At 67.0% G+C, this 21679-nt stretch carries 19 protein-coding genes; 8 read left to right on the top strand and 11 right to left on the bottom strand.

Translation table 11 applies throughout. The features are described from left to right. Window positions 1-44: 44 nt before the first annotated feature. The 5 genes from A9J21_RS08585 to A9J21_RS08605 form a co-directional block, all read right to left on the bottom strand. Complete coding sequence (locus tag A9J21_RS08585) at window positions 45-2441, bottom strand: FUSC family protein (protein ID WP_066734023.1); 2397 nt, start codon at window positions 2439-2441, stop codon at window positions 45-47. A gap of 97 nt (window positions 2442-2538) precedes the next feature. After that, window positions 2539-4353, bottom strand: coding sequence for a M61 family metallopeptidase (locus A9J21_RS08590; RefSeq protein WP_066734025.1), 1815 nt, complete (start codon window positions 4351-4353; stop codon window positions 2539-2541). Window positions 4354-4418: 65 nt separating this feature from the next. Further along, on the bottom strand, window positions 4419-5423 hold the full coding sequence (locus A9J21_RS08595; RefSeq protein WP_066734029.1) for an MDR family oxidoreductase: 1005 nt from the start codon (window positions 5421-5423) through the stop codon (window positions 4419-4421). Window positions 5424-5545: 122 nt separating this feature from the next. Further along, window positions 5546-6304 (bottom strand): DsbC family protein, encoded by a 759-nt coding sequence (locus A9J21_RS08600; protein WP_066734032.1) that lies wholly within the window; start codon window positions 6302-6304, stop codon window positions 5546-5548. Between the two features lie 171 nt (window positions 6305-6475). After that, entirely contained in the window at window positions 6476-7738 is a 1263-nt protein-coding gene (locus tag A9J21_RS08605) for a UbiH/UbiF family hydroxylase (protein WP_066734035.1), read from the bottom strand. 426 nt (window positions 7739-8164) lie between these two features. Between A9J21_RS08605 and ychF the strand changes: the two genes are divergently transcribed. Further along, window positions 8165-9256 carry a redox-regulated ATPase YchF gene (gene ychF, locus A9J21_RS08610; protein ID WP_066734038.1) on the top strand — a complete coding sequence of 364 codons (1092 nt, stop codon included), beginning with the start codon at window positions 8165-8167 and terminating at the stop codon, window positions 9254-9256. A gap of 630 nt (window positions 9257-9886) precedes the next feature. Here ychF and A9J21_RS08615 read toward each other — a convergent pair. From A9J21_RS08615 to A9J21_RS08630, 4 genes are all read right to left on the bottom strand, one after another. Next, on the bottom strand, window positions 9887-10387 hold the full coding sequence (locus A9J21_RS08615) for a GDYXXLXY domain-containing protein (protein WP_066734041.1): 501 nt from the start codon (window positions 10385-10387) through the stop codon (window positions 9887-9889). Further along, window positions 10384-11529, bottom strand: a complete 1146-nt coding sequence (locus tag A9J21_RS08620) for a DUF4401 domain-containing protein (protein ID WP_066734044.1) — start codon at window positions 11527-11529, stop codon at window positions 10384-10386. Before A9J21_RS08620 ends, A9J21_RS08615 begins: the two co-directional genes overlap by 4 nt. Continuing rightward, window positions 11526-12539 (bottom strand): DUF2157 domain-containing protein, encoded by a 1014-nt coding sequence (locus tag A9J21_RS08625; RefSeq protein WP_066734047.1) that lies wholly within the window; start codon window positions 12537-12539, stop codon window positions 11526-11528. The genes A9J21_RS08620 and A9J21_RS08625 overlap by 4 nt, the downstream gene beginning before the upstream one ends. Window positions 12540-12633: 94 nt before the next feature. Beyond that, entirely contained in the window at window positions 12634-14760 is a 2127-nt protein-coding gene (locus A9J21_RS08630; protein ID WP_082926310.1) for a TonB-dependent siderophore receptor, read from the bottom strand. A 257-nt stretch (window positions 14761-15017) separates the two neighbouring features. Here A9J21_RS08630 and A9J21_RS08635 point away from each other — a divergent pair, with 257 nt between their 5' ends. Next, on the top strand, window positions 15018-15785 hold the full coding sequence (locus tag A9J21_RS08635) for a 5'-methylthioadenosine/adenosylhomocysteine nucleosidase (RefSeq protein WP_066734056.1): 768 nt from the start codon (window positions 15018-15020) through the stop codon (window positions 15783-15785). A gap of 52 nt (window positions 15786-15837) precedes the next feature. On the opposite strand, the gene A9J21_RS08640 is transcribed toward A9J21_RS08635, so the two are convergent. Continuing rightward, the gene (locus A9J21_RS08640) at window positions 15838-16080 is read right to left on the bottom strand and encodes a hypothetical protein (RefSeq protein ID WP_066734059.1); all 243 of its coding nucleotides are present in this window, start codon (window positions 16078-16080) and stop codon (window positions 15838-15840) included. Window positions 16081-16237: 157 nt separating this feature from the next. On the opposite strand from A9J21_RS08640, the gene hemA reads away from it, so the two are divergent. From hemA to A9J21_RS08670, 6 genes are all read left to right on the top strand, one after another. Then, window positions 16238-17542: a glutamyl-tRNA reductase gene (gene hemA / locus A9J21_RS08645; protein ID WP_066734063.1), complete on the top strand. Its 1305-nt coding sequence runs from the start codon at window positions 16238-16240 to the stop codon at window positions 17540-17542. Window positions 17543-17651: 109 nt separating this feature from the next. Further along, window positions 17652-18734, top strand: coding sequence for a peptide chain release factor 1 (gene prfA, locus A9J21_RS08650; RefSeq protein ID WP_066734066.1), 1083 nt, complete (start codon window positions 17652-17654; stop codon window positions 18732-18734). Between the two features lie 191 nt (window positions 18735-18925). Then, window positions 18926-19255 (top strand): hypothetical protein, encoded by a 330-nt coding sequence (locus A9J21_RS08655; RefSeq protein ID WP_066734133.1) that lies wholly within the window; start codon window positions 18926-18928, stop codon window positions 19253-19255. Window positions 19256-19400: 145 nt separating this feature from the next. Then, window positions 19401-20273: a peptide chain release factor N(5)-glutamine methyltransferase gene (gene prmC, locus A9J21_RS08660; protein ID WP_066734069.1), complete on the top strand. Its 873-nt coding sequence runs from the start codon at window positions 19401-19403 to the stop codon at window positions 20271-20273. A gap of 95 nt (window positions 20274-20368) precedes the next feature. After that, window positions 20369-20680 (top strand): Grx4 family monothiol glutaredoxin, encoded by a 312-nt coding sequence (grxD, locus tag A9J21_RS08665; RefSeq protein WP_029050703.1) that lies wholly within the window; start codon window positions 20369-20371, stop codon window positions 20678-20680. A gap of 17 nt (window positions 20681-20697) precedes the next feature. Beyond that, window positions 20698-21312 (top strand): UbiX family flavin prenyltransferase, encoded by a 615-nt coding sequence (locus A9J21_RS08670; RefSeq protein WP_066734072.1) that lies wholly within the window; start codon window positions 20698-20700, stop codon window positions 21310-21312. Between the two features lie 76 nt (window positions 21313-21388). Here the strand turns inward: A9J21_RS08670 and A9J21_RS30815 are convergent, their stop codons facing one another. After that, window positions 21389-21619: a hypothetical protein gene (locus tag A9J21_RS30815; protein ID WP_231906860.1), complete on the bottom strand. Its 231-nt coding sequence runs from the start codon at window positions 21617-21619 to the stop codon at window positions 21389-21391. Between the last annotated feature and the right edge of the window lie 60 nt (window positions 21620-21679).

Raw genomic sequence — 21679 nt, forward strand, 5'->3', positions numbered from 1 at the left:
GAGAAAACCGTCGCCGCACGAATCAACCGGTGGGCGCCTGCGTCTCAGCTCTTGAGCGGCACCCTGATCGCCCGCCCAATGGCGCCGGTTCGCAGCGCGATCTTGGCCGCATCTTCCCGCAGCGCGCGCAGGCGCCGTTCCAGCAGCGCATTGGACGCGCGGCCCGACGCGCTGGCCGACGAGGCCGCATGCTGGTCCTGCGTCTTCTGCAGCGGTTCGTTGGCGCCGATCTCGCCGGCGGCGGCGGCCTGGGCCAGCACGTCGGCCTTGCGACGATCCGCCGAATCGGCGATGCGGGCGCGGCGCTCGCTGGCTTCGTCGTCCGACACCTGCTGCGCCGGAGCAGACGCGCCAGCCGTGGCCGACGGCGGCACGGTTTCATGCACCAGCCCCACCCCCGCCACCGCCGTCTCGGCCGGCGTCCGGATAAAGCCGGCGCCGCGCGGGCCGTGCCGTTCCTCGCCCGCCAGCCGTTCGCTGGCAAGTGTCAGCGACCGCAGCGCGGCATTGGTGGCCTGCTCGATCGCGGCCTCGGCAGCCGGCACATCGAGTTCGCCGTAGTGCTGCCGCACCTGGATACGCGCGGCCGCCACGTGCGCCGCCACCAGGTAGTTCTGCACGATGAAGCGGCTCAGGTTGTCCACGGCGCGGTGCCGGCTGCGCGGTTCGTCGAGCATGCGCTGGAACGACCCGATCAGCGCCGACAGGTTGTCCATGAACTGCTTGCGCTGCACGCGGTAGGCGAAGTCGTCCTTGGCCTTGCGCGTCAGCAGGTCGCGCGTGGCCGCGATGTAGCGGCGATTGGCCTGCAGCACGTTCTCGACCAGCTTCGGAATCGCCCGGTATTCCCAGCTTGGTAGCACAAAGCTGAAAATCGACGCGATGATGCCGCCGATCACCGTATCCACCAGCCGCTCACCCACCACGGTCTGGCTGCCCGGGATCAGCAGGTTAATCTGGATCAGCACCTGGATACAGGCGGCAATGGCCGTATAGCGATACTTGATCTGAACGAACGCGGCGCTGGCCACCAGTGCCAGGTACAGGATGCCGATCAGCAGCAGCGGCTCGTGCACCCAGCGCAGGATGCCCACGCTGACGATGCAGCCAATCAGGGTGCCGATCAGGCGGTCGTTGTACCGCTGCTTGGTCATGCTGAAGTTCGGCTTCAGGATCACCACGATGGTCAGCAGGATCCAGTAGCTGTGCGACGCATACGGCAGGCGGTCGCCCAGCCAGAGCCCCACGGCCACGGCCATCGTGATGCGAAGCGCGAAGCGGAAGGCGGGCGAGCGCCAGTGCAGGTTGTCGCGCACCACGCCGAATTCGTACTTCTGCCGTGTCAGGAACGGCGTCATGTCCGATCCCGGCAGCACCTGGCCCGGCTCCACCGGCGTACGCGATGCCTCGTGCAACTGGCCCACCAGCGTGATGGCGCCGCGAATCATTTCCAGCGTGTCGCGCAGCGCATTCATCGCCGCTGGCGACACATGGTGATGGCGCAGCTGCTCGATTTCCTCTTCCACCTTGCGCAGGTCGGGACGATAGTCGAACGCGCTGTACGAGGGCCGGCCGCGCGTGACGTCGTAGGCGATTTCCTCCAGGTCCTTGCACAGGCCCAGCACCAGCCGGCGCAACCCGTCCAGCACCGGCGTGCCGCCAAAGGTCTGGCGCAGCAGCGCGTAATCGGTATTGGTCGACAGCAGGTATTCGTAGATATCGAGCATGCGCAGGTGAACCTGCACCAGCAGCCCGTCGTGCGGCGTCTTGTTGCCGCGCAGCACCATGTCGCGGGCAGCCTGCTGGCGCTCGGCCACCACGATCTGCTGGCGCACCAGCCGGTTGAACTGCTCGTCGTAGTCGGTGCCTGCGTCGTAGAAGGCAGCCTTGATCTCCAGGTAGCCCGCCATCTCGTATAGCGATTCGGCCAGAATCTGCTGCCTCGTGCGGCGCTCCATGATCCAGCTGACGGTCATCGCATAGAGCAGGTAGCCCAGGGCGCCTGCCCCGAACAGCGCCGAGTGCTCCAGCGCCTTGCGCACCACGAATTCCTCGTTGATCGTCAGCGTCATGACGAACAGCATCGAGAACTGCAGCGGCATGGTCTTGTTGCCGTAGACCGTCATCATGCCGGCCAGGAACGTGACCAGCACCAGCACGAACGGCATCACGCGCGGGAATGGCGTGGCTAGCGCCACCAGCGCGGTCACCGCCGTGCACAGCAGCACGCTCGCCAGCATCTCGTTGAACTTGTGCGGCAACGGGCTGGGCAGGTCCATCAGGCTCGTGCAGAGCGCGCCCACCGATACCACCATGGCACTGGGCAGGTCCATGAACTGCATCGCGATCAGCGTCAGGCCGATCACGCCCGTGGCCGATCGCAGGCCACGGTAGATGTAATGTGAAAACAGGAATGTGCGGGGGTCGTGCGCGTATTCCATGGGGCGGGGGCTAGAAGCCGGGCAGAAACGGATAAATTGGGGGCAGGCGGGGGGCGGGCGCCGTCATCATGATGGACGCGGCGCCGTGACAGGCAGGTTACTGGCCCAGCCAGCGCGCTCGCCCCGCATGCTTGCCCGGTTCCAGCTTGACCTTGAATTGCGAGGCCGGCTCGCGCGCCAGTGTCACCGGCAGCACCTGCAGCTCGTCGCGCCGGAACACGTGCAGTTCGGCACGGTCGCCCGGGCGGTAGCGCGACAGCAGCTTGTCGAGCTGGCCCGGCGCCACGCGCAGGCCGTCCACGGCCGCGATCAGGTCGCCCGCCGACACGCCGGCCCGCTGGCCCGCACCGCCATCGAGCACCTGGCTCACGCGCACCCAGCCGTCGTCGGTACGGGTCTTGATGCCCAGCGCGGCGCTGCCATTCGGCTTCTGCGGCTCGGCCACGATGCCGAAGCCGCGGAACAGCGCCGCCAGGCCGATCTCGTCGGTGCCCTCGGTCAGCGCGCGCAGCAGCTTGCCCAGGCGCAGGCCGGTCACATCGTCGAACAGCGCATGCACCTCGGCTTCGGTCACGCCGCGTTGCGTGGCGCCCGGCGCGTAGAAGTCGCGGCCATAGCGTTGCCACAACGCGCGCATGATGTCGTCCAGCGACCGGCGGCCGCGCGTCTTCTCGCGGATCGTCAGGTCCAGCGCCAGCGCCACCAGCGAACCCTTGGTGTAGTAGCTGACGATGGCATTCGGCGCGTTCTCGTCCTGGCGATAGTATTTCGTCCAGGCATCGAAGGCGCTTTCGGCCACGCTCTGCTTGGTGCGGCCGTTGCCGCGCAGCACGCCGTTCCAGGTCTTGGCCAGCATGTCCACATACTGCTGCTCGGTGACCAGCCCGGTGCGGACCAGGATCAGGTCGTCGTAGTAGCTGGTAAAGCCCTCGAACAGCCACAGCAGCGGCGTGTAGGATTCCTGCGCCAGGTTGTACGGCACGTACGCGGCCGGCTTGATGCGCTTGACGTTCCACGTGTGGAAATACTCGTGGCTGCACAGGCCCAGGAACGTGCGATAGCCCTCGCTGGTCTCGCTGTTGCCGCGCACGGGCAGATCGTTGCGCGCGCACATCAGCGCCGTGCTGGCACGGTGCTCCAGGCCGCCATAGCCATCGGTGGTGACCATCGTCATGAAGACGTAGCGGCGGTTGCTGTCCAGGAACGGCGCGCGGGCCGAACGGGGTTCGAACAGGCGGATCTGCGCCTCGCAGATCTGCTTCAGGTCGCGGCAGATGCGCGCCATGTCCAGCTGCGGCACGCGGCCCGTGAACACCACGTCGTGCTGGGCGCCGCAGGCGCGGAAGGTGCCCAGCGCGAATGTGCCCATCTCCACCGGGTGGTCGATCAGCTCGTCGTAGTCGGATGCCTGGTAGCGGCCAAATCCGTAGCGGCGCGCACCGCCCGGGCCGCGTGCTTCGGGCAGCGCCGTGGCGACGCGCCAGTCGGCATAGGCCTCGCCGGCGGGCGGATGGATGTCGACCGTACAGGGATGCTCGTCCTGCCCCACCACGCGCAGGAACACCGAACTGCCGTTGTAGAAGCCGTGGGTGGTGTCGAGATGCGCGCTGCGCACCGACAGGTCCCATGCATAGACTTCGTAGCTCAGCGTCAGCGGACCCGCCTGCGGCGGCAGCGGCGCGGCCTGCCAGGTCTGCTTGTCGAGCTTGGTCAGCGGCACGCTCACGCGGCCCGCATCGGCACGGATGCGGACAATGTTGCGTGCGAAGTCTCTGATCATGTAGCTGCCCGGAATCCACGCGGGCAACGTGAAGACCTGGCCGGCCGGGTCGGGGACATCCACCGTCACGGTAACGGCGAACAGATGGGCTTCCGGTTGAAGCGGGGCAATGGCGTAGCGGATCGGCGTCATGGTCACGATTGTAGCGTCACGCCCCGGACCCGCCGGGGACGTGCGATTTCTCCGAGCCGCGCGCGTCAGGCGTTCACATCGACGACAACCCGCCCGCGCATGCCGCCTTCCATGATCCTGCGGCCCGCCTCGATGGCGTCGCCCAGCCGGATCTCGCGCGTGATGGCCTGCAGGCGGTCGGGTGCCAGGTCCTGGGCCAGCCGCTGCCATGCGGTTTCGCGCAGCGGCATCGCGGCCATCACGCTGTCGATGCCGGCCAGTGTCACGCCGCGCAGGATGAACGGCGCCACCGATGCCGGAAAATCCATGCCCTGCGCCAGCCCGCATGCGGTGACCACGCCGCCGTAGCGCACCTGGGCGCAGGCGTTGACCAGCGTATGCGAGCCCACCGAATCCACCACGGCCGCCCAGCGCTCCTTCTGCAACGGCTTGCCCGGTGCGCTCAGTTCGGCGCGGTCGATCACGTCGGCAGCGCCCAGCGCGCGCAGGAAGTCGGCCTCGGCAGCCTTGCCGGTCGATGCCGTCACGCGATACCCAAGCTTCGACAGGATGGCGATCGCCACCGACCCCACGCCGCCCGAGGCGCCGGTCACCAGCACATCGCCATCGCCGGGCCGCACCGGGCCGTTGACGCCGCCGCGCTCCAGCGCCAGCACCGACAGCATGGCCGTATAGCCGGCCGTCCCGATCGCCATGGCCTGGCGCGTGGTGAACGCATCGGGCAGCTTCACGAGCCATTCGCCCTTGAGCCTTGCCCGCTGTGCCAGGCAACCCCAGTGCGCCTCGCCCACGCCGTAGCCGTTCAGCACCACGCGGTCGCCCGTCTTCCAGCGCGGATCGCCGGACTCCAGCACCGTGCCCGCGCCGTCGATGCCAGCCACCATCGGCCATTTGCGCACCACGGGCGAGCGGCCCGTAATCGCCAGCCCGTCCTTGAAGTTGATCGTCGAATAGTCGACGGCCACCAGCACGTTGCCGTCCTCGGGCAACTGGCTTTCTTCAAGCTGGGCGATCTGCGCCTGCGTGGACTTGTCGTCGGCCTGGGTCAGCAGCAATGCCTGGAACGTCATGATGTTGTCTCCCGTGTTCTTGTGGATGGGCAGAAGGGGCGTCCGGACAGGGGCGTCCGGAAATGAAAAACGGCCGGGCAGTGCCGGCCGTTCCTGACAGCCGGCGGGGCCCGGCGTCCTGGTTATTTCTTGAGGCTTGCGAGCTTGCGCTCCAGCGTCGCGGCGTCTGCCGCGCCCGGGATACGCGTGCCGTCGGTAAAGAAGACCGCCGGCGTGCCCGAGATGTTCAGGCTCTGGCCCAGGGCCAGGTTGTCGTCGATCGGCGTCTTGCAGCTGCCGTTGCCCACCAGCGCCACGTGGTTCAGCATCCAGTCGCGCCATACCTTGGTGCGATCCGCCGAGCACCAGACCTGCTTGGCCTTGACCGACGAGTCCGGCGACAGCACCGGGTACAGGAAGGTGTAGACGGTGATGTTGTCCATCTGCTGGAAGGTCTGCTCGATCTTCTTGCAGTATCCGCAGTTCGGGTCCGAGAACACGGCCACGGTGCGGCTGCCGTCGCCCTTGGTCCACTTGATGGCACGGGTCAGCGGCAGGTCCGACCACTTGATCTTGTTGATCTCGGCCAGGCGCTCTTCGGTCAGGTTGGTATTGGTCTTGGTATCGATCAGCTCGCCATTGATGATGTAGCGGCCGGTGGCGTCGGTGTAGACCAGCTGGCCGCCGACGTTGACCTCGTACAGGCCCGGCACCGGCGCCTTGGTCACGCTCTTCACCTCGGCGCGGCCGCCCAGCATCTTCTGGATCGACTGCCTGATCTTGTCCGTGCCCGGTTCGTCCGCGGCCAGCGCGTGAAGGGCGTAGCCCGCTGCGGCCACACCGCTGGCAAAGGCGGCGATCGCGGCAACGCGGGCGGATCGGCGGCGGAACAGTTGCAACATATTGACTCCAGGTAACGATATGCCGGTCAGTGTGCCGGCTTTGCGTGTCATCGGTAAATCGCCGAAAGCGGGATTGGCCGCATACCGTGCGGCCGGATGGCGAGATTGTCGCGCTTTCCGGGGATTCGGTGTATCCGGGCGATCCGGGTGAAGCGGGCCATGCCGGCCGGGCTACCCGAGCGCGCGGCCGATCAGGATCCGCTTGAGCAGCCCCTGGCTGCCCACCGCACGGATTCCCAGATTGCGCATCACACGGGCCGGTGTGCCGGGCAGCGAAAACAGCCGGTGCAGCCCGTCCGTGGCCGCGGTCAGCGACAGCAGGTCGGTGGCGCGGGCCCGTTCGTAGCGGCGCAGCAGGCGCAGGTCGCCCTCATGGCGGAACGACTCTTTGTCGGCCATGACCCGTCCTAGTTCCACCACGTCGCGCAGACCCAGGTTCATGCCCTGACCGGCCAGCGGATGCACCACGTGCGCCGCATCGCCCACCAGCACCACATGCGGCTGGGCAAAGTGATCTGCCCGCTGCAGCACCAGCGGGAATCCCTGGGCCGGCGTGATGCAGCGCAGCGCGCCGAACCGCGCGCCCACGGCGCCGCTGGCAACCTGGGCCACCGTGGCGGCCAGCGCTTCGGGCGTCAGGGCCAGCAGGTCGCGGGCATGCGCCTCGTCGGCCGACCACACCATCGACACCCGGTTGCCGGGCAGCGGCAGCATTGCCAGGATCTCGCCATTGGCCGATTCCTCGTCGGCCATCAGCTTTTCGGGGCAGCCCAGGAACCACTGCCACGCGGTTTCCTGGTGCGGCAGCTCGCAGCGGAAATTGGCGACCACGCCCAGTTGGCGATAGCGCCGCTGGGTGGTGCCGATATGGCATTGCTGGCGCACCCACGATCGCGCGCCGTCGGCGCCCACCAGGCAATTGGCGCGCACGCGTTCGCCGCCGTCCAGCGTGAGCGTCACGCCGTCGACATCGCGCTCCAGTTGTCCGGCCGTATCGTCGAACCATTTGACCTGATGCTGGAATCGCAGCGCGGTATCGAGCACACGCTCGACATGGCCCGATTCGATGATCCAGGCCAGTTGCGGCACGGCGGCGGCATAGGCAGAGAAATGGAGGTCGCCATGCGGCGAGGGATCGGTCTCGCAGGCGCTTTCGTCGCCATAGACGCGCATGTCGCGCACGGGCTGGACGCGCGCCGGGTCCAGCGCTTCCCAGACCCGCAGCCGCTCGAGCAGCGCCTGCGAACTGGCCGAGAACGCGTAGATGCGGCTATCCCAGTCATCTTCGCCGGTGCGCGCGGTATCGCCTGCGGGGCGCGGCGCCACCAGCGCCACGTGCATGCCTTGCTGGGCCAGCAGCAGCGCACAGGCCTTGCCGACAATGCCACCGCCGACCACGGCGATCTGGAAGCGGGAAGAAGGATTCGACGACATCTATTGGGCGGCGGCGCTGGGCGCCGGCACGGCAGGTCCGGACATGGCTGGATTATAGCGACGTGACGGGTGCGGCATTGGCAACGCGACGCCAGGCCGCACCGCCGCCAGATGCCGCCGCCCCCGATCCATGGGTCGCGCACGCACTGCCCGCGAAACGCCAGGCATGCCGCAAGTGGTACATGCGTATCCTCGCGCGCCGGGCAGCGCCCGGGGCGGGCCTTCGTACCGTGCCAGAGCTGCGTCCGGCAGGGTTACAATGGCGGTTTTTCCGGCGACCGCATCAGCACAGATCGTTGAGCAAAGCCCCGATCCGCTGGTCCTGTCCGCCTGACCCACTCTGCCCCGGCATCGCAGTTCGCTTGTCCGAACGCCCCTCCGCCGCGCAGAGACGCACCGCAACCCATTGATTTCTAAAGGTTTCCCATGAGCCTCAAATGCGGCATCGTCGGCCTGCCCAACGTCGGCAAGTCCACGCTGTTCAACGCCCTGACCAAGGCCGGCATCGCCGCCGAGAACTATCCGTTCTGCACGATCGAGCCCAATGTGGGCGTGGTGGAAGTACCGGACCCGCGCCTTGCCAAGCTGGCGGAGATCGTCAAGCCCGAGCGCATCCTGCCGGCGACGGTCGAGTTCGTCGATATCGCAGGCCTGGTGGCCGGCGCATCGAAGGGTGAAGGCCTGGGCAACCAGTTCCTCGCCAACATCCGCGAAACCGACGCCATCACGCATGTGGTGCGCTGCTTCGAGGACGACAACGTGATCCACGTGGCGGGCAAGGTCGATCCGCTGTCGGACATCGAAGTCATCAACACCGAACTGGCGCTGGCCGACCTGGCTACCGTCGAGAAGGCCCTGGCGCGCTACATCAAGCCGGCCCGCGCTGGCGACAAGGAAGCCCAGCGCCTGGTGGCCGTGCTGGAAAAGTCCCAGGCCGTGCTGGACCAGGCCAAGGCCGTGCGCACGCTGGACCTGTCCCCGGAAGAGTGGGAAGCGCTGCGCCCGTTCTGCCTGATCACCGCCAAGCCCACGATGTACGTGGCGAACGTGCGTGAAGACGGCTTCGAGAACAACCCCCACCTGGACGCCGTGCGCGAGTACGCCAAGACCACCGGTTCGCCGGTGGTGGCCGTGTGCGCCGCCATCGAGGCCGAGATCGCCGACCTGGACGACGCAGACAAGGCCGAATTCCTGGCCGACCTGGGCATGGAAGAACCGGGCCTGGACCGCGTGATCCGCGCCGGCTTCACGCTGCTGGGCCTGCAGACCTACTTCACGGCTGGCGTGAAGGAAGTGCGCGCCTGGACGATCCATGTGGGCGACACCGCCCCGAAGGCCGCCGGCGTGATCCACACCGACTTCGAACGCGGCTTCATCCGCGCCCAGACCATCGCCTACGCCGACTACATCCAGTTCAAGGGTGAGACGGGCGCCAAGGAAGCCGGCAAGATGCGCGCCGAAGGCAAGGAATACGTGGTGCACGACGGCGACGTGATGAACTTCCTGTTCAACGTCTAAGCCGCGCGGGGCGGGCTTCATCCCCTGCCCGCGTGGCCGAGATCGCCCGCAACCGTGATGGTTGCGGGCGATTTTCATTTCAGGGGTTCCCAGTCGCTGATGGACTTCGTCCTCGACATAGACGTGGTACGCGCCGTCGGCCTTGCGCCCCATGTCCCGACTTCCAGCGTCAGGAAATAACGTATTGAAGCTTCACAGCTAGTCGAGTACGACGAACAGCACGGCAACAGCCAGCATGGCGAGCAGGGTATGGCGATAGATGGGTGGCATGGCAACTCCGGGGTTCACGTTGACGGGGTGGTCCGTTGGGGACCACATCTGGCAAGGTGCCGTACGGGAGTGCTCAGACCTGTGGATATGATGGCCGAGCGTCCCGCACGGCCTGGAAAAGGCCGGCGCGAGCCACTCGTTGCGTCAGCAGGCCCAGGGCCCGATGCAGCGACAGCGCGCACTCCTGCCCACGGTGCATGGCACCGCACGGGCTGGAAAGACGGCTGTTGGCGAACATCATGGTTGCGGAGTGCAAGGCGCTGGGCCAGCAGAGGAATCTTGCGCGAAAGACCTCTTATGCCACAAAGGGGTGCCCCTGTCCAACCAGCAGCCGGCCGGCTGCAGGCCATGACCGCCCGGCTACATCCCGCGCAGCGCTTCGTCGCGCATGCCCACCAGCAACGCCTGCCCGGCGGCGTCCACGCGGAATTCGCCGAATTTCGCCCTGGCAAACCGTTCGGCCTGCCCTTCCTGGAAGAACCAGGCGTCCGTCGACACCTGCACGCCACTGCCGCCCCAGCGCGCCGGCACATTCTGCACGCGCAGCAGCCGTTCCCCGGCGGCCAGCGGCCCGCCCTGGTACAGGCGAACGAAGTGGCCTTCGTTGCGCTGGTCACGGCGAATCACGATGACTTCCTCGCGTGCCAGACGGGTCTGCTCCGTACCATGTGCCACGCGCACCTCGTTGGCGATCGAGAAATTCAGCGCCATGTAGTCGCCCTGCATCAGCGAACGCGGGTCCACCGGGGCCAGGCGAAGGTAGACCACGTCGCCGCGTGCCATCAGCCGTTCCTTGCCGGCGATGCCCGCCAGGGCAATGCCCACCGTCAGCAGCCATCCCACGATGATCCAGCGCTTCATGCCACGGCCTCCTGGTTGGCAATGCGGCCCAGCGCGACGCGGGCTGCCAGCAGCAGCGCGCCGGCGGCCACCAGCGTGGCGGACTTTGCCAGCAGCGTCCACTGCAGCGTGCTGTAGTACCAGACAAAGCCGATCAGCACCGTGGCGACGGCAAGTCCGAGCCACGGCAGCGAGCCGCGCCGCAGCGCCACGTCCAGTGCCAGCACACCGGCCGTTACCGCCGGGGCGTAGACCATCAATGCACTGAACGCGATGGTTACGGCGAGCACGGTCGCAGCCACCGGCACGCTGCGCGCCAGCCGCCTGCACTCCAGCAGCGCCATGACCACCAGCGCCGCCCCGATCAGCGCGCCGGCCAGCCATCCGCCCTGGGCGCGCCAGGGGGTGTCAACCCCGAAAATCAGTTCGGCCGGATGTGCGAAACCGGTCACCACCAGCGCGCCCAGCAGCGCCATCAGCAGCGTGGCATCGGCGGCCGGCTCGGCCATGGGCAGGCGCCCCGCCGCCGCGAGCTGGTCCTCGCGCATGACAAAAGCCAGCAGCGCGGCAAATGCCAGGGCCGTCATCGGACCCAGCGCCATCGGGATCGCGGTCCAGCGCGGCGCGATCAGGTCGCCCAGCGCCACACACGCGGCAATGCCCAGCGCCGTCCAAATGGCGAGCATCGTCAGGAAGCGGTGCAGCCGGTCCGGCACCAGCGCGAAGAGCACCACTTCGAACAGCGCCACGCCCAGCCAGAACGGCGCCGTCTCCAGGAAACGATGGAACCCCAGCGCCTCGCCCACGCCGGCAATCGCCATGCCCTGCCCGCCCAGGCTCAGCGCCAGCGCGAACTGGCCCAGCGCAATGCGGCCGCTTTCGCGCGTGGTCACACGGTACAGCGCGATGGCGATGCCGATCATCACCACGCCGGTCACGGCCATGGCCGGGCCGTTACCGCGCGTGGTGGCGAAGACGGTGCCAATCAGGAACATCTGGAAAAACAGTGCCCCGAGCCACCCTGCGCCGCCCATCAGCAGGCGGATCGGCCACGGGGTGCGCAGCGTGGGCGCATAGTCGCCCTGCACCGCGCCACGCGCGGCCAGCTGGCGCCATAGCGGGCGTTCGGTCTGTTCCGTCCGGTCGATCCGGGGCTGGCTCATGCGGGGCTCCCCGAGGTCTCGCGCCATGCGCGCAGCAGCCACGTGGCCGCCGCCACGGCCAGGCCGATGGTCAGCAAGGCCAGCAGCAGGAAGGCGCCAAAGTCGCCGTGGAAGTCCACCAGCCAGCGCCCCACGGCGGAGATGATCACGCCGATGCCGGTCAGGCACACCAGGCTCAGCACCACGATATCGAACGCGCGCCAGCGAAACCAGGCCGCCAGGCCAACCAGCGCCGCGGCACTGACCAACAGGCCGGTGGCATTCACCTGGCCGGTCAGCACGCTCATCAGTCCCACCCATCCCGCATAGCCGCAGGCCAGCAGGCCCAGCAGCCGCGGGCCGGTGGCGCCCTGGAAGCCCCAGCGTCCGGCGCGGGCCGCCAGCAGATACCAGACGGCCAGTTGCAGGATCGAAGCACCGAGCAAAAACATCATCGTCTCGCGCGCAAATCGCGCCGAAAACAGCAGTTCGAACATGCCGCCGATGCCCAGCCGCACGCTGCAGAACCGCAGCAGCGCCACGTTGCCAATGGTCAGCACGATCCACCAGTGCGGCGCGGCGCGTGCCGCCAGCGCCCAGGGCACGGCCAGCAGCGTCCATAGCGCGAACAGCTGCCAGGCATCGGCGCCGGTCTGGTAGGTCTGCCCGATCACGGCCATCAGCACGCCAGACACGATCTGCGCGCCGCCCAGCGCCGCCCGTCCCGCCATGTCGCCGGCAGGACGCCATGCGGCAAACCCGGCCAGCACTGTCAGCAGGCCGGCCAGCAGACCGAACTTGGCGAATTTATGGAGGGACGCCCAGTTGAAGGCGAAGAAGACGATAACGCCTGCGCACAGCAGCGCGGTACCGAGGATCAGCAGCGCCCGATCCAGCCAGAGATGCCAGTGCGCGCGGCCGGGCAGCGTCGGCGCCCAGGCCGCCAGCAGGTCGGCGGCGCCGAGGCGGCCCTGGGCGCGCCAGTCGGCCAGCGCCTGCTGGATGGTGCGGCGAGAAGTGAGAGTTTCCAACCGGCGATCCCCACGAGAGTCGGCATGGACTGCATGCTAGCAAACCGGCGCGCCGAAGTCTCCCGGGGGTGCCGCCGGGCCGGAAACCATCCCGTCAGAAGCGGTAGGTCACGTTGCCGATGATCGAGCGTTGCGTGCCGAAGAAACAGTCGCCGCGCGCGATACAGCTGTAGACATACTGCTTGCCGAACACGTTGTTCATGTTCAGCGATACGCGCACCGGGCCGCGATCATAGGCCACCACGGCATCGAACACCGTGAAGCCGCCCACGCGGTTGTTGCCCGTGCCGTCGGTGCTCGGGCCGTTGTAGCGCGCGCCGGCACCCGCCAGGAAGCCGGGGATGTCGAACAGGCTGAAGCGGTAGTTGGCCCACAGCGACGCCGTGTTGGCCGGCACGCTGGCAAGCCGCTGGCCTTGTTCGGCAGCCGAGCCTTCGATCGTCCTGGCATTCAGGAACGTGTAGGCGGCGACCAGGTCCAGCCGGCCTATCGACACCAGCGCCTCCAGTTCGGCGCCGCGCGTGCGGGCCTCGCCGATCTGCACCGTGCCCGCCATGCCGTTGACCACGCCGGCCACCTTGCGGTTTTCCTCGCGCATGTCGAATACTGCCGCCGTCAGCGTCATGTTCCTGCCCAGCGGCTGGTACTTGATGCCCGCCTCCCACTGCTTGCCGCGCAGCGGCTTGAATGCCGTGCCGTCGACATTGAAGCCAGCCTGGCCCTGGAACGACTCGGCATAGCTGACATACGGGTTCAGGCCGAAGTCGGAGCGGTACATCAGGCCAAAGCGCTTGGTCAGCTCGCTGTCGTCACGCGACGCCGACGGCGTGTTGTCCTGCGCCGCGCGCGACCAGTCATAACGCAGGCCCAGCATCAGCAGCCACTTGTTCCATTCGAGCTGGTCCTGCAGGTACACGCCGGTCTGGATCTGCTTGGCGGCCGGCACGTCGCGGAAGGCCGTGGGCGCCACGTAGTTGCCGTAGACCGGATTGAACACGTTGATCGGCGCGGCCGAGCCATTGGCATTGGTGCGCCCCGTGCTTTCGCTGTTCTGGTAGTCCATGCCCGCCAGGAACGTGTGGCCCACCGGGCCGGTGCGGAATTTCGCCTGCCCCTGGGTGTCCACGGCAAACTGGTTCAGCGTCGGCTGGTTCAGGTACAGCACGCGGCGCAGCATGGTGTCGCTGCCCGGCACCCAGCCATGCGTGGCGCCGGTGAAGCCGGTGGTGTAGATGCTGCGATAGTCCACCGTGCTGTGCGAGTAGCGCAGGTTCTGGCGCACCGTGAAGGTGTCGTTGAAGCGGTGCGAGAACTGGTAGCCCACGGCGTGCTGTTCGGCCGTGTACTTGTCGAAGCCCGGCTCGCTGACAAAGAAGTTCTGCGGGATCTGGCCGGCCGGATTCTCGATCAGCGTACCGCGCCACGGGAAGAAGCCGATCATCGTGCCGCTGTCGTCCTTCTGGAAATTGGCGAGCAGCGTGAACTCGGTGTCGGCGTTCGGCCGGTAGGTCAGCGACGGTGCAATGAAATAGCGGTTGTCCTTCACGTAATCCACCGACGCATCGCTGTCGCGGGCCATCGCCACGAAGCGGTATAGCCACTTGCCATCGGCATCGATCGGGCCTGTGAAGTCGGCCTGGATCTGCTTGCGGTTGTAGTTGCCGAAGCTCACGCCGATCTCGCGCGCCGCCTCGGCCTGCGGCCGCTTCGACACCAGGTTGACGATGCCGCCAACGGCGCCCTGGCCGTACAGCATGCCCGACGGCCCCTTCAGGATTTCCATGCGCTCCAGCGCGTACGGGTCGGGGCGCGTGTTGTTGTAGAAGCCCACGGCGTTCAGCAGGCCGTCCAGGTACTGGGTGGAATCGGTTCCGCGGATCTTGATCGTATCGGTGCGGTTGTCATTGGCAAACCCGGCCGTGGTCACGCCCGCGGTGTAGCCGGCCGCCTGCGCCACCGACTGCGCGCCCTGCAGCTCCATGCGGTCGCGCGTGATGACCGTGATGGACTGCGGCGTCTCGATGATCGGGGTATCGGTCTTGGTGGCCGTCACCGCCCGCTTGGCGACGAAACCCTGCACCGGGCCTGTGGGCGATTCCACGCCGCTGCTGCCGCTGACCGTCACCACGGGCAGGCTGTGGTGGGCCGGCTCGGCGGCCGGCACCTGTTCCTGGGCAATGGCAAGGCTGGCGGCCTGCATGCTCAGGGCAAGGGTGGTCATCTGAAGGACGTGCGAGCGGCGAACGCGGCCCCGGGCGCGGACTGACATGGATTTCTCTCTCGTTGCTTATTGAAAATAAGAATGCGAATGACTCGCATTAAAAGCGACGGATTGTAACGCCATGTATTGCGGAGCACACAATCGGACACGATTGTCATGTTCGAATGTCGCACGCTGCCCACAGTTCGGCCCGGCTTTCGCATCGATCCGCGCGCCGGTAAGCTGGCGCCGTTTTCGATTCCGTTCCCCACCGCACCATGACTCTCGGCATCCTCGCCGCCCTGCATCACGAAGTTGACGGCCTGATCGCGGCGATGCGCCACGAAGACGCACGCGCCACCATGCAGACCATTGGCATGCGCGACTACTACCGCGGCACGCTGCACGGCCAGCCCGTGGTGCTGGTGCTGGCGCGTGTCGGCAAGGTGGCGGCCGCGGCCACCACGGTTACGCTGATCCGGGAGTTTGGCGTCGACGAGATCGTATTTACGGGGCTTGCAGGCGGAGTGGGCGCTGACGTGCAGGTTGGGGACATCGTCGTGGCCGACCGCACCATCCAGCACGACCTGGACGCCCGCCCGCTGTTTCCGCGCCATGAGGTGCCGTTGCTGGGGCGGGCCGAATTTCCGGCCGACCCCGTACTCACCGCTGCGCTACGCAGCGCGGCCGAGCAGTTCCTGCGCGACGATCTCGCCACCGAGGTGCCCGATGGCGTGCTGGCCCGTTTCGGCGTCGATCAGCCGCGCCTGCACGTCGGCATGATTGCCAGCGGCGACCAGTTCATCAACGCGCCAGCGGACGTTGCCAATTTGCGACAGGCCTTGCCGGACTTGCTGGCCGTGGAGATGGAAGGCGCCGCGTTGGCGCAAATCTGCCACGAATATGGCGTGCCCTACGCATTGATGCGAACCGTCTCGGATCGTGCGGACGATACGGCACACGTCGATTTTTCGTCGTTTTTGCGCGACGTGGCCAGCCACTATTCCAGTGCCATCCTGCGCAGGTTCCTGGACGCAAGGGCCTGACCGGGCACATCGGCGCGAAATCCGATTCCCGCCAAATTGGTTCGTTCTGAAATTACCGGCGCGGGCGGGCCACGCCCCAGACCGCCACCAGCAGCGCGGCGCCGGCAATGGCGGCGCCCCATCCCAGGATCTGCCCATCCGTGAACAGATGCGCGGCGCGCCCGCCATAGAACGCGGCCAGTGCACCCAGCACGCCCAGCAATAGCGCGGTCGGCACAGTGACGACGCGGCCCGCCGGGTGTAACAGCCGTCCGGCGAAACCCACCGCTGCGCCCACTATTGCCAGTCCGAACATTCCAACTCCCATGTCTTTTGATCCACAGCAAAAGTGGATGTGGCGTAACGATACTGCAGTTGCCCGGCCGCGCTCGGGGTTCCCTGCAACTTTGTAACGTGGCGGTATAATGACCAGCGCTTCCGGCACCGTTCCGGATGGCAACCCAACCCCACAAATGCAACTGCTCGCGATCGGTATCAATCACACCACGGCACCCGTCTCGCTCCGCGAGCGTGTGGCGTTTCCGCTTGAGCAGATCAAACCCGCACTTGGCGCGCTGCGCACCCACCTGGCTGGGCGCAATGGCACCGAGGCCGCCATTCTTTCCACCTGCAACCGTACCGAGATCTACTGCGCCACCGATGTGCTGCAGCCGGGTCAGGAAGGGTTCGAGCACACGCTGCGCTGGCTGGCCCAGCATCACAACGTGCCCGCAGGCGACCTGGCGCCGCATTTGTACGCCCTGCCCCAGTCCGAAGCCGTGCGCCATGCATTCCGCGTGGCCAGCGGGCTCGACTCGATGGTGCTGGGCGAAACCCAGATTCTGGGGCAGCTCAAGGACGCAGTGCGCACCGCTGGCGAAGCCGGCGCGCTGGGCACGTACCTGAACCAGCTGTTCCAGCGCACGTTCGCGGTGGCCAAGGAAGTACGCGGCCAGACCGAGATCGGCGCGCACTCCGTATCGATGGCTGCCGCCGCCGTGCGTCTGGCCCAGCGGATTTTTGAAAGCGTGTCGACGCAGCGCGTGCTGTTCATCGGCGCGGGCGAGATGATCGAACTGTGCGCCACGCACTTTGCCGCGCAGAAGCCGCGCCAGGTGGTGGTCGCCAACCGCACCGTGGAACGCGGCGAGAGGCTGGCCGAGCAACTGGCCGGGCAGGGCCTGACCACGCAGGCCATCCGCCTGCAGGATCTGGGCGAGCGCCTGCATGAATTCGATATCGTCGTGTCGTGCACCGCAAGCTCGCTGCCGATCATCGGCCTGGGTGCCGTGGAGCGCGCGGTCAAGCGCCGCAAGCACCGCCCGATCATGATGGTCGACCTGGCCGTGCCGCGCGACGTGGAGCCCGAAGTTGCGCGCCTGAACGACGTGTTCCTCTATACCGTCGATGACCTTGGCGCCGTGGTGCGCGAAGGCAACGCGATGCGCCAGGCTGCCGTGGCGCAGGCCGAGGCGATCATCGAATCGCGCGTGCAGAACTTCATGCACTGGCTGGAAACCCGCAGCGTGGTGCCCGTGATCCGCGACCTGCAGGCCAGCGGCGAAGCCATCCGCCAGGCCGAACTGGAGCGCGCCCGCCGCATGCTGGCGCGTGGCGACGATCCGGCCGCCGTGCTCGACGCGCTGTCCGGCGCGCTGACCCGCAAGTTCCTGCACGGCCCCACGCACGCGCTGAACCACACCCAGGGCGAAGACCGCGACGCACTGCTGCGCCTGGTGCCGGGTCTGTTCCGCCACAGCAGTCACTCCGAGCGCTAGCCGCGCCGTCCATGCCGCGCTGGCGTCCGCCGGCGCCGCCGGGCATCCGCCCGCCGATCCGCGCCGTGGCCGCGCCACCGCGTTCCCCAGCATCCCGATTCCGCTACCGATGAAACCCAGCATGCTCCACAAGCTCGACCAGCTGGCCGAGCGACTCGATGAAGTCAACGCCCTGCTTGCCAGCGAAACGGCAACGGCGGACATGGACCAGTACCGCAAGCTGTCGCGCGAGCATGCCGAACTGTCGCCGGTGGCCGAGCAGTACGGGCAGTATCGACAGGCGCAGGACGACCTGACCACCGCGCAGGCACTCCTGGAAGATCCCGAGATGAAGGACTTTGCCGCCGACGAGATCGCTGCGGCGCGAGACCGGCTCGAAGGCCTGGAAAAGTCGCTGCAGACGCTGCTGCTGCCCAAGGACCCCAACGACGACCGCAACCTGCTGCTCGAAATCCGCGCCGGCACCGGCGGCGAGGAAAGCGCGCTGTTCGCGGGCGACTTGCTGCGCATGTACACGCGCTATGCGGAACGCCAGCGCTGGCAGGTGGAAATCATGAGCGAATCGGAATCCGACCTGGGCGGCTACAAGGAAGTCATCGTGCGCATTGCCGGTGCTGCCGCGTTCTCGAAGCTCAAGTTCGAGTCGGGCGGCCACCGCGTGCAGCGCGTGCCCGCCACCGAAGCGCAGGGCCGCATCCATACGTCGGCCTGCACCGTGGCCGTAATGCCGGAAGCCGACGAAGTGGGCGAGGTGGAGATCAATCCGTCCGACCTGCGCGTCGACACGTTTCGCGCGTCGGGCGCGGGCGGCCAGCACGTGAACAAGACCGACTCCGCCGTACGCCTGACCCACCTGCCCACCGGTATCGTGGTCGAATGCCAGGACGACCGCAGCCAGCACCGCAACAAGGAAAAGGCCATGAAGGTACTGGCCGCGCGGATCAAGGACGGCCAGCTGCGCGCAGCGCAGGCCAAGGAAGCCAGCACGCGTCGCAACCTGATCGGCTCGGGCGACCGCAGCGACCGCATCCGCACGTACAACTTCCCGCAGGGCCGGGTGACCGACCACCGCATCAACCTGACGCTGTACAAGATCGACATGATCATGGACGGCGACCTCGACGAGCTGGTGGGATCGCTGGCCGCCGAGCACCAGGCCGACCAGCTGGCGGCGCTGGGCGAGGAATCCTGACCGAATCCGGGGGCGCCGGAGTTTGTAACGTAGGTAAATGCTTGAAACAGCACTGGCTTGTAAAAAAGCGGTGTCTATAATCGATTTCGACCAGACCACCCCAATACGTCACTTTTGCAAGACATGGCGCGTTGGGGGCATCGAAGTCTGGCTGGATGTCACTCCTCCAACAGACACACAAGGACGAAATCATGAACAAGCTGCTCGCCGTGCTGATGCTTACCGCTGCCATTTCCGTTGCCGCCTGCGGCAAGAAGGAAGAGGCTCCGCAATCCAACGCTGACAGCGCCATGCAGAATGCCGCCGAATCGGCCAAGGCCGCTGCCAGCGACGCCGCCGCTGCGGCTTCGAACGCCGCCGACGCTGCCAAGGCCGCCGCCAGCGGCGTGGCCTCGGATGTCTCCGCAGCCGCCGACAAGGCCCGCGAAGACGCCGGCAATGCCATGGCCCACGCCAAGGAAGCCACCAAGGACGCCGTCAACAGCTCGGCCGACAAGGCCAAGGACGCCGTCAACAAGTAATAGCCCTACGCAGACGCGCGCGGAAATGAGGCCCGATTGGGCTTACACTAGGCGCCTGAAAGCAGAGCCACGCAGAACCCCGCCAGGCCCAGGCCCGGCGGGGTTTTTTGCAAACCGGCCGCCGATTGTCCCAGACGTACCGCCGATGTCCTCCAATCCTCCGGGCGATTTTCCGCCCCTGCCGTCCACGCCCACCCTGCGCGAAGCGCAGACGCTTGCCGCCATGGCCGGCCTGCCGGCGCTGGAGGCGCGCATGCTGCTGTCCCATGTCACCGGGCTCACGCGCACGCAACTGATCACCCGCGACCAGGACCATCTCAATGACGCACAACGTGATGCATTTTCCACGTTGCTGGCGCGCCGGCTGACCGGCGAGCCAATGGCCTACCTGCTGGGAGAACGCGAGTTCTTCGGCCGCACGTTCCGCGTCACGCCCGATGTGCTGATTCCTCGCCCGGACACCGAAGTGGCTGCCGAGGCATCGCTGGCCCGCCTGGCTGGCATCCATACGCCCCGCGTGCTGGACATGGGCACCGGATCGGGCATCCTGGCCGTGACCATCGCCCGCGAGCGGCCCGACGCCGAGGTCTGGGCCACCGACATTTCGCGCGGCGCGCTGATGGTGGCGCAGGACAACGCCCGCGCGTTGCAGGCCGACAATATCCGCTTCCTGGTGTCGGACTGGTATCACGCGCTGCCGCCGGGGCAGCGGTTTCACCTGATCGTGAGCAATCCGCCCTATATCGCGGCGGGCGACCCGCACCTGGCCGAAGGCGACCTGCGTTTCGAGCCGATCGACGCCCTGACCGACCACGAGGACGGCCTGGCCGACCTGCGGGCCATCGTCGCCGGCGCCACCCAGCGGCTGCTGCCGCAGGGCTGGCTGCTGATGGAGCATGGCTACGACCAGGGTTACGCCACGCGCCACCTGCTGACCAGCGCCGGCTTTGCAGAGGTGTTCACGGCACGCGACCTGGGCGGCAACGAGCGCTGCAGCGGCGGCCGGCTGCCCGGTTGAAAGCTGGCCGGCGACTGGCTGATACCCCTACCTGATGCCGGCGCGCGATTCCGGTAAAATCCGCTGATCCCCCATGCAACCGGACCGTTTTCATCATGAGTGACGTACAACAGAAGATCGACCAGATCGTGAAGGGCAGCCCCGTCGTGCTGTTCATGAAGGGCACCGCCCAGTTCCCGATGTGCGGTTTCTCGGGCCGTGCGATCCAGATCCTGAAGGCCTGTGGCGTCGACGCGCCGACCACGGTCAACGTGCTCGAAGACGAGGCCATCCGCCAGGGCATCAAGGAATACGCCAGCTGGCCCACGATTCCGCAGCTGTACGTGAACGGCGAGTTCGTCGGCGGCTCGGACATCATGATGGAGATGTACCAGAACGGCGAACTGCAATCGCTGCTGAAGGCCTGAGCCTGCCTGGAACTGCCATGCCTGTGAATCAAGGCGGCGCGCCGCAACGGCTGATCGTCGCCATCACGGGTGCCACCGGCGCCGTCTACGGCGTCCGGCTGCTGCAGGTGCTGCGCGATGTGAGCGGTGTGGAAACGCACCTGCTGATGTCGCCGGCCGGCATCATGAACCTGCAGCACGAACTCGACATCGGCCGCGCGGAAGTGGAAGCGCTGGCCGATGTGGTTCACAACGTGCGCGATATCGGCGCAACCATTGCCAGCGGATCTTTCCGCGCCCACGCCATGATCGTGGCGCCGTGCTCGATGCGCACGCTGGCCGCCGTGGCCCATGGCCTGTCCGACAACCTGATCACCCGTGCCGCCGACGTTACGCTCAAGGAACGTCGCAAGCTGGTGCTGATGGTGCGCGAAACCCCGCTGAACCTTGCCCAACTGCGCAACATGACCGCCGTTACCGAGATGGGCGGCATCGTGTTTCCGCCAGTCCCCGGGTTCTACCAGAAGCCGCAAAGCATCGCCGAACTGGTCGACCATACCGTGGGCCGCGTACTTGACCTGGTGGACCTGCGCGATGTCGGTGAAACGCTCGCGCCAGGATGGGGCGGGCTGAACGGCAGCGCGAGCGACTGACCTTTGCCCCTTGCTTTCCTCCCCTCCCCCACGCGTGGAAGAGAGGATCATGCTTCAGGCGCTTACGCGCGCCAGCTTACCAGTGCCGGTACCGGCGACCATAGTAACCACCGTAGTACCCGCCACCGTAGTAGCCATACGCGGGCCGCACCACCACCGCCGGCGGTGATACGTACACCGGCGCCGGCGCCACCGCGACCGGGGCCGGGCCAACTTCAGGCCCGTACGGCGTGGGATACACCGCGCAGCCGCCAAGCATGGCCGCGCCAGTCACTGCCAGACCCAATACCATCGCTTTCGTTTTCATCACAACGTCCTTTTTGTCCCAGGCATTGCGTCATCTCAATGCGCTGTCCTTAAGAACGTT

This window comes from Cupriavidus sp. D384 (assembly GCF_001652915.1).
Lineage (GTDB): Bacteria > Pseudomonadota > Gammaproteobacteria > Burkholderiales > Burkholderiaceae > Cupriavidus.

Coding starts and splice junctions, on each gene's coding strand:
- hemA (WP_066734063.1), top strand. CDS start 16,238: ATGCAACTGCTCGCGATCGGTATCAATCACACCACGGCACCCGTCTCG.
- A9J21_RS08670 (WP_066734072.1), top strand. CDS start 20,698: ATGCCTGTGAATCAAGGCGGCGCGCCGCAACGGCTGATCGTCGCCATC.
- A9J21_RS08595 (WP_066734029.1), bottom strand. CDS start 5,423: ATGACGTTCCAGGCATTGCTGCTGACCCAGGCCGACGACAAGTCCACG.
- grxD (WP_029050703.1), top strand. CDS start 20,369: ATGAGTGACGTACAACAGAAGATCGACCAGATCGTGAAGGGCAGCCCC.
- ychF (WP_066734038.1), top strand. CDS start 8,165: ATGAGCCTCAAATGCGGCATCGTCGGCCTGCCCAACGTCGGCAAGTCC.
- prfA (WP_066734066.1), top strand. CDS start 17,652: ATGAAACCCAGCATGCTCCACAAGCTCGACCAGCTGGCCGAGCGACTC.
- A9J21_RS08640 (WP_066734059.1), bottom strand. CDS start 16,080: ATGTTCGGACTGGCAATAGTGGGCGCAGCGGTGGGTTTCGCCGGACGG.
- A9J21_RS08605 (WP_066734035.1), bottom strand. CDS start 7,738: ATGTCGTCGAATCCTTCTTCCCGCTTCCAGATCGCCGTGGTCGGCGGT.
- A9J21_RS08630 (WP_082926310.1), bottom strand. CDS start 14,760: ATGACCACCCTTGCCCTGAGCATGCAGGCCGCCAGCCTTGCCATTGCC.
- prmC (WP_066734069.1), top strand. CDS start 19,401: ATGTCCTCCAATCCTCCGGGCGATTTTCCGCCCCTGCCGTCCACGCCC.
- A9J21_RS08655 (WP_066734133.1), top strand. CDS start 18,926: ATGAACAAGCTGCTCGCCGTGCTGATGCTTACCGCTGCCATTTCCGTT.
- A9J21_RS30815 (WP_231906860.1), bottom strand. CDS start 21,619: ATGAAAACGAAAGCGATGGTATTGGGTCTGGCAGTGACTGGCGCGGCC.
- A9J21_RS08620 (WP_066734044.1), bottom strand. CDS start 11,529: ATGAGCCAGCCCCGGATCGACCGGACGGAACAGACCGAACGCCCGCTA.
- A9J21_RS08600 (WP_066734032.1), bottom strand. CDS start 6,304: ATGTTGCAACTGTTCCGCCGCCGATCCGCCCGCGTTGCCGCGATCGCC.
- A9J21_RS08585 (WP_066734023.1), bottom strand. CDS start 2,441: ATGGAATACGCGCACGACCCCCGCACATTCCTGTTTTCACATTACATC.
- A9J21_RS08635 (WP_066734056.1), top strand. CDS start 15,018: ATGACTCTCGGCATCCTCGCCGCCCTGCATCACGAAGTTGACGGCCTG.
- A9J21_RS08615 (WP_066734041.1), bottom strand. CDS start 10,387: ATGAAGCGCTGGATCATCGTGGGATGGCTGCTGACGGTGGGCATTGCC.
- A9J21_RS08590 (WP_066734025.1), bottom strand. CDS start 4,353: ATGACGCCGATCCGCTACGCCATTGCCCCGCTTCAACCGGAAGCCCAT.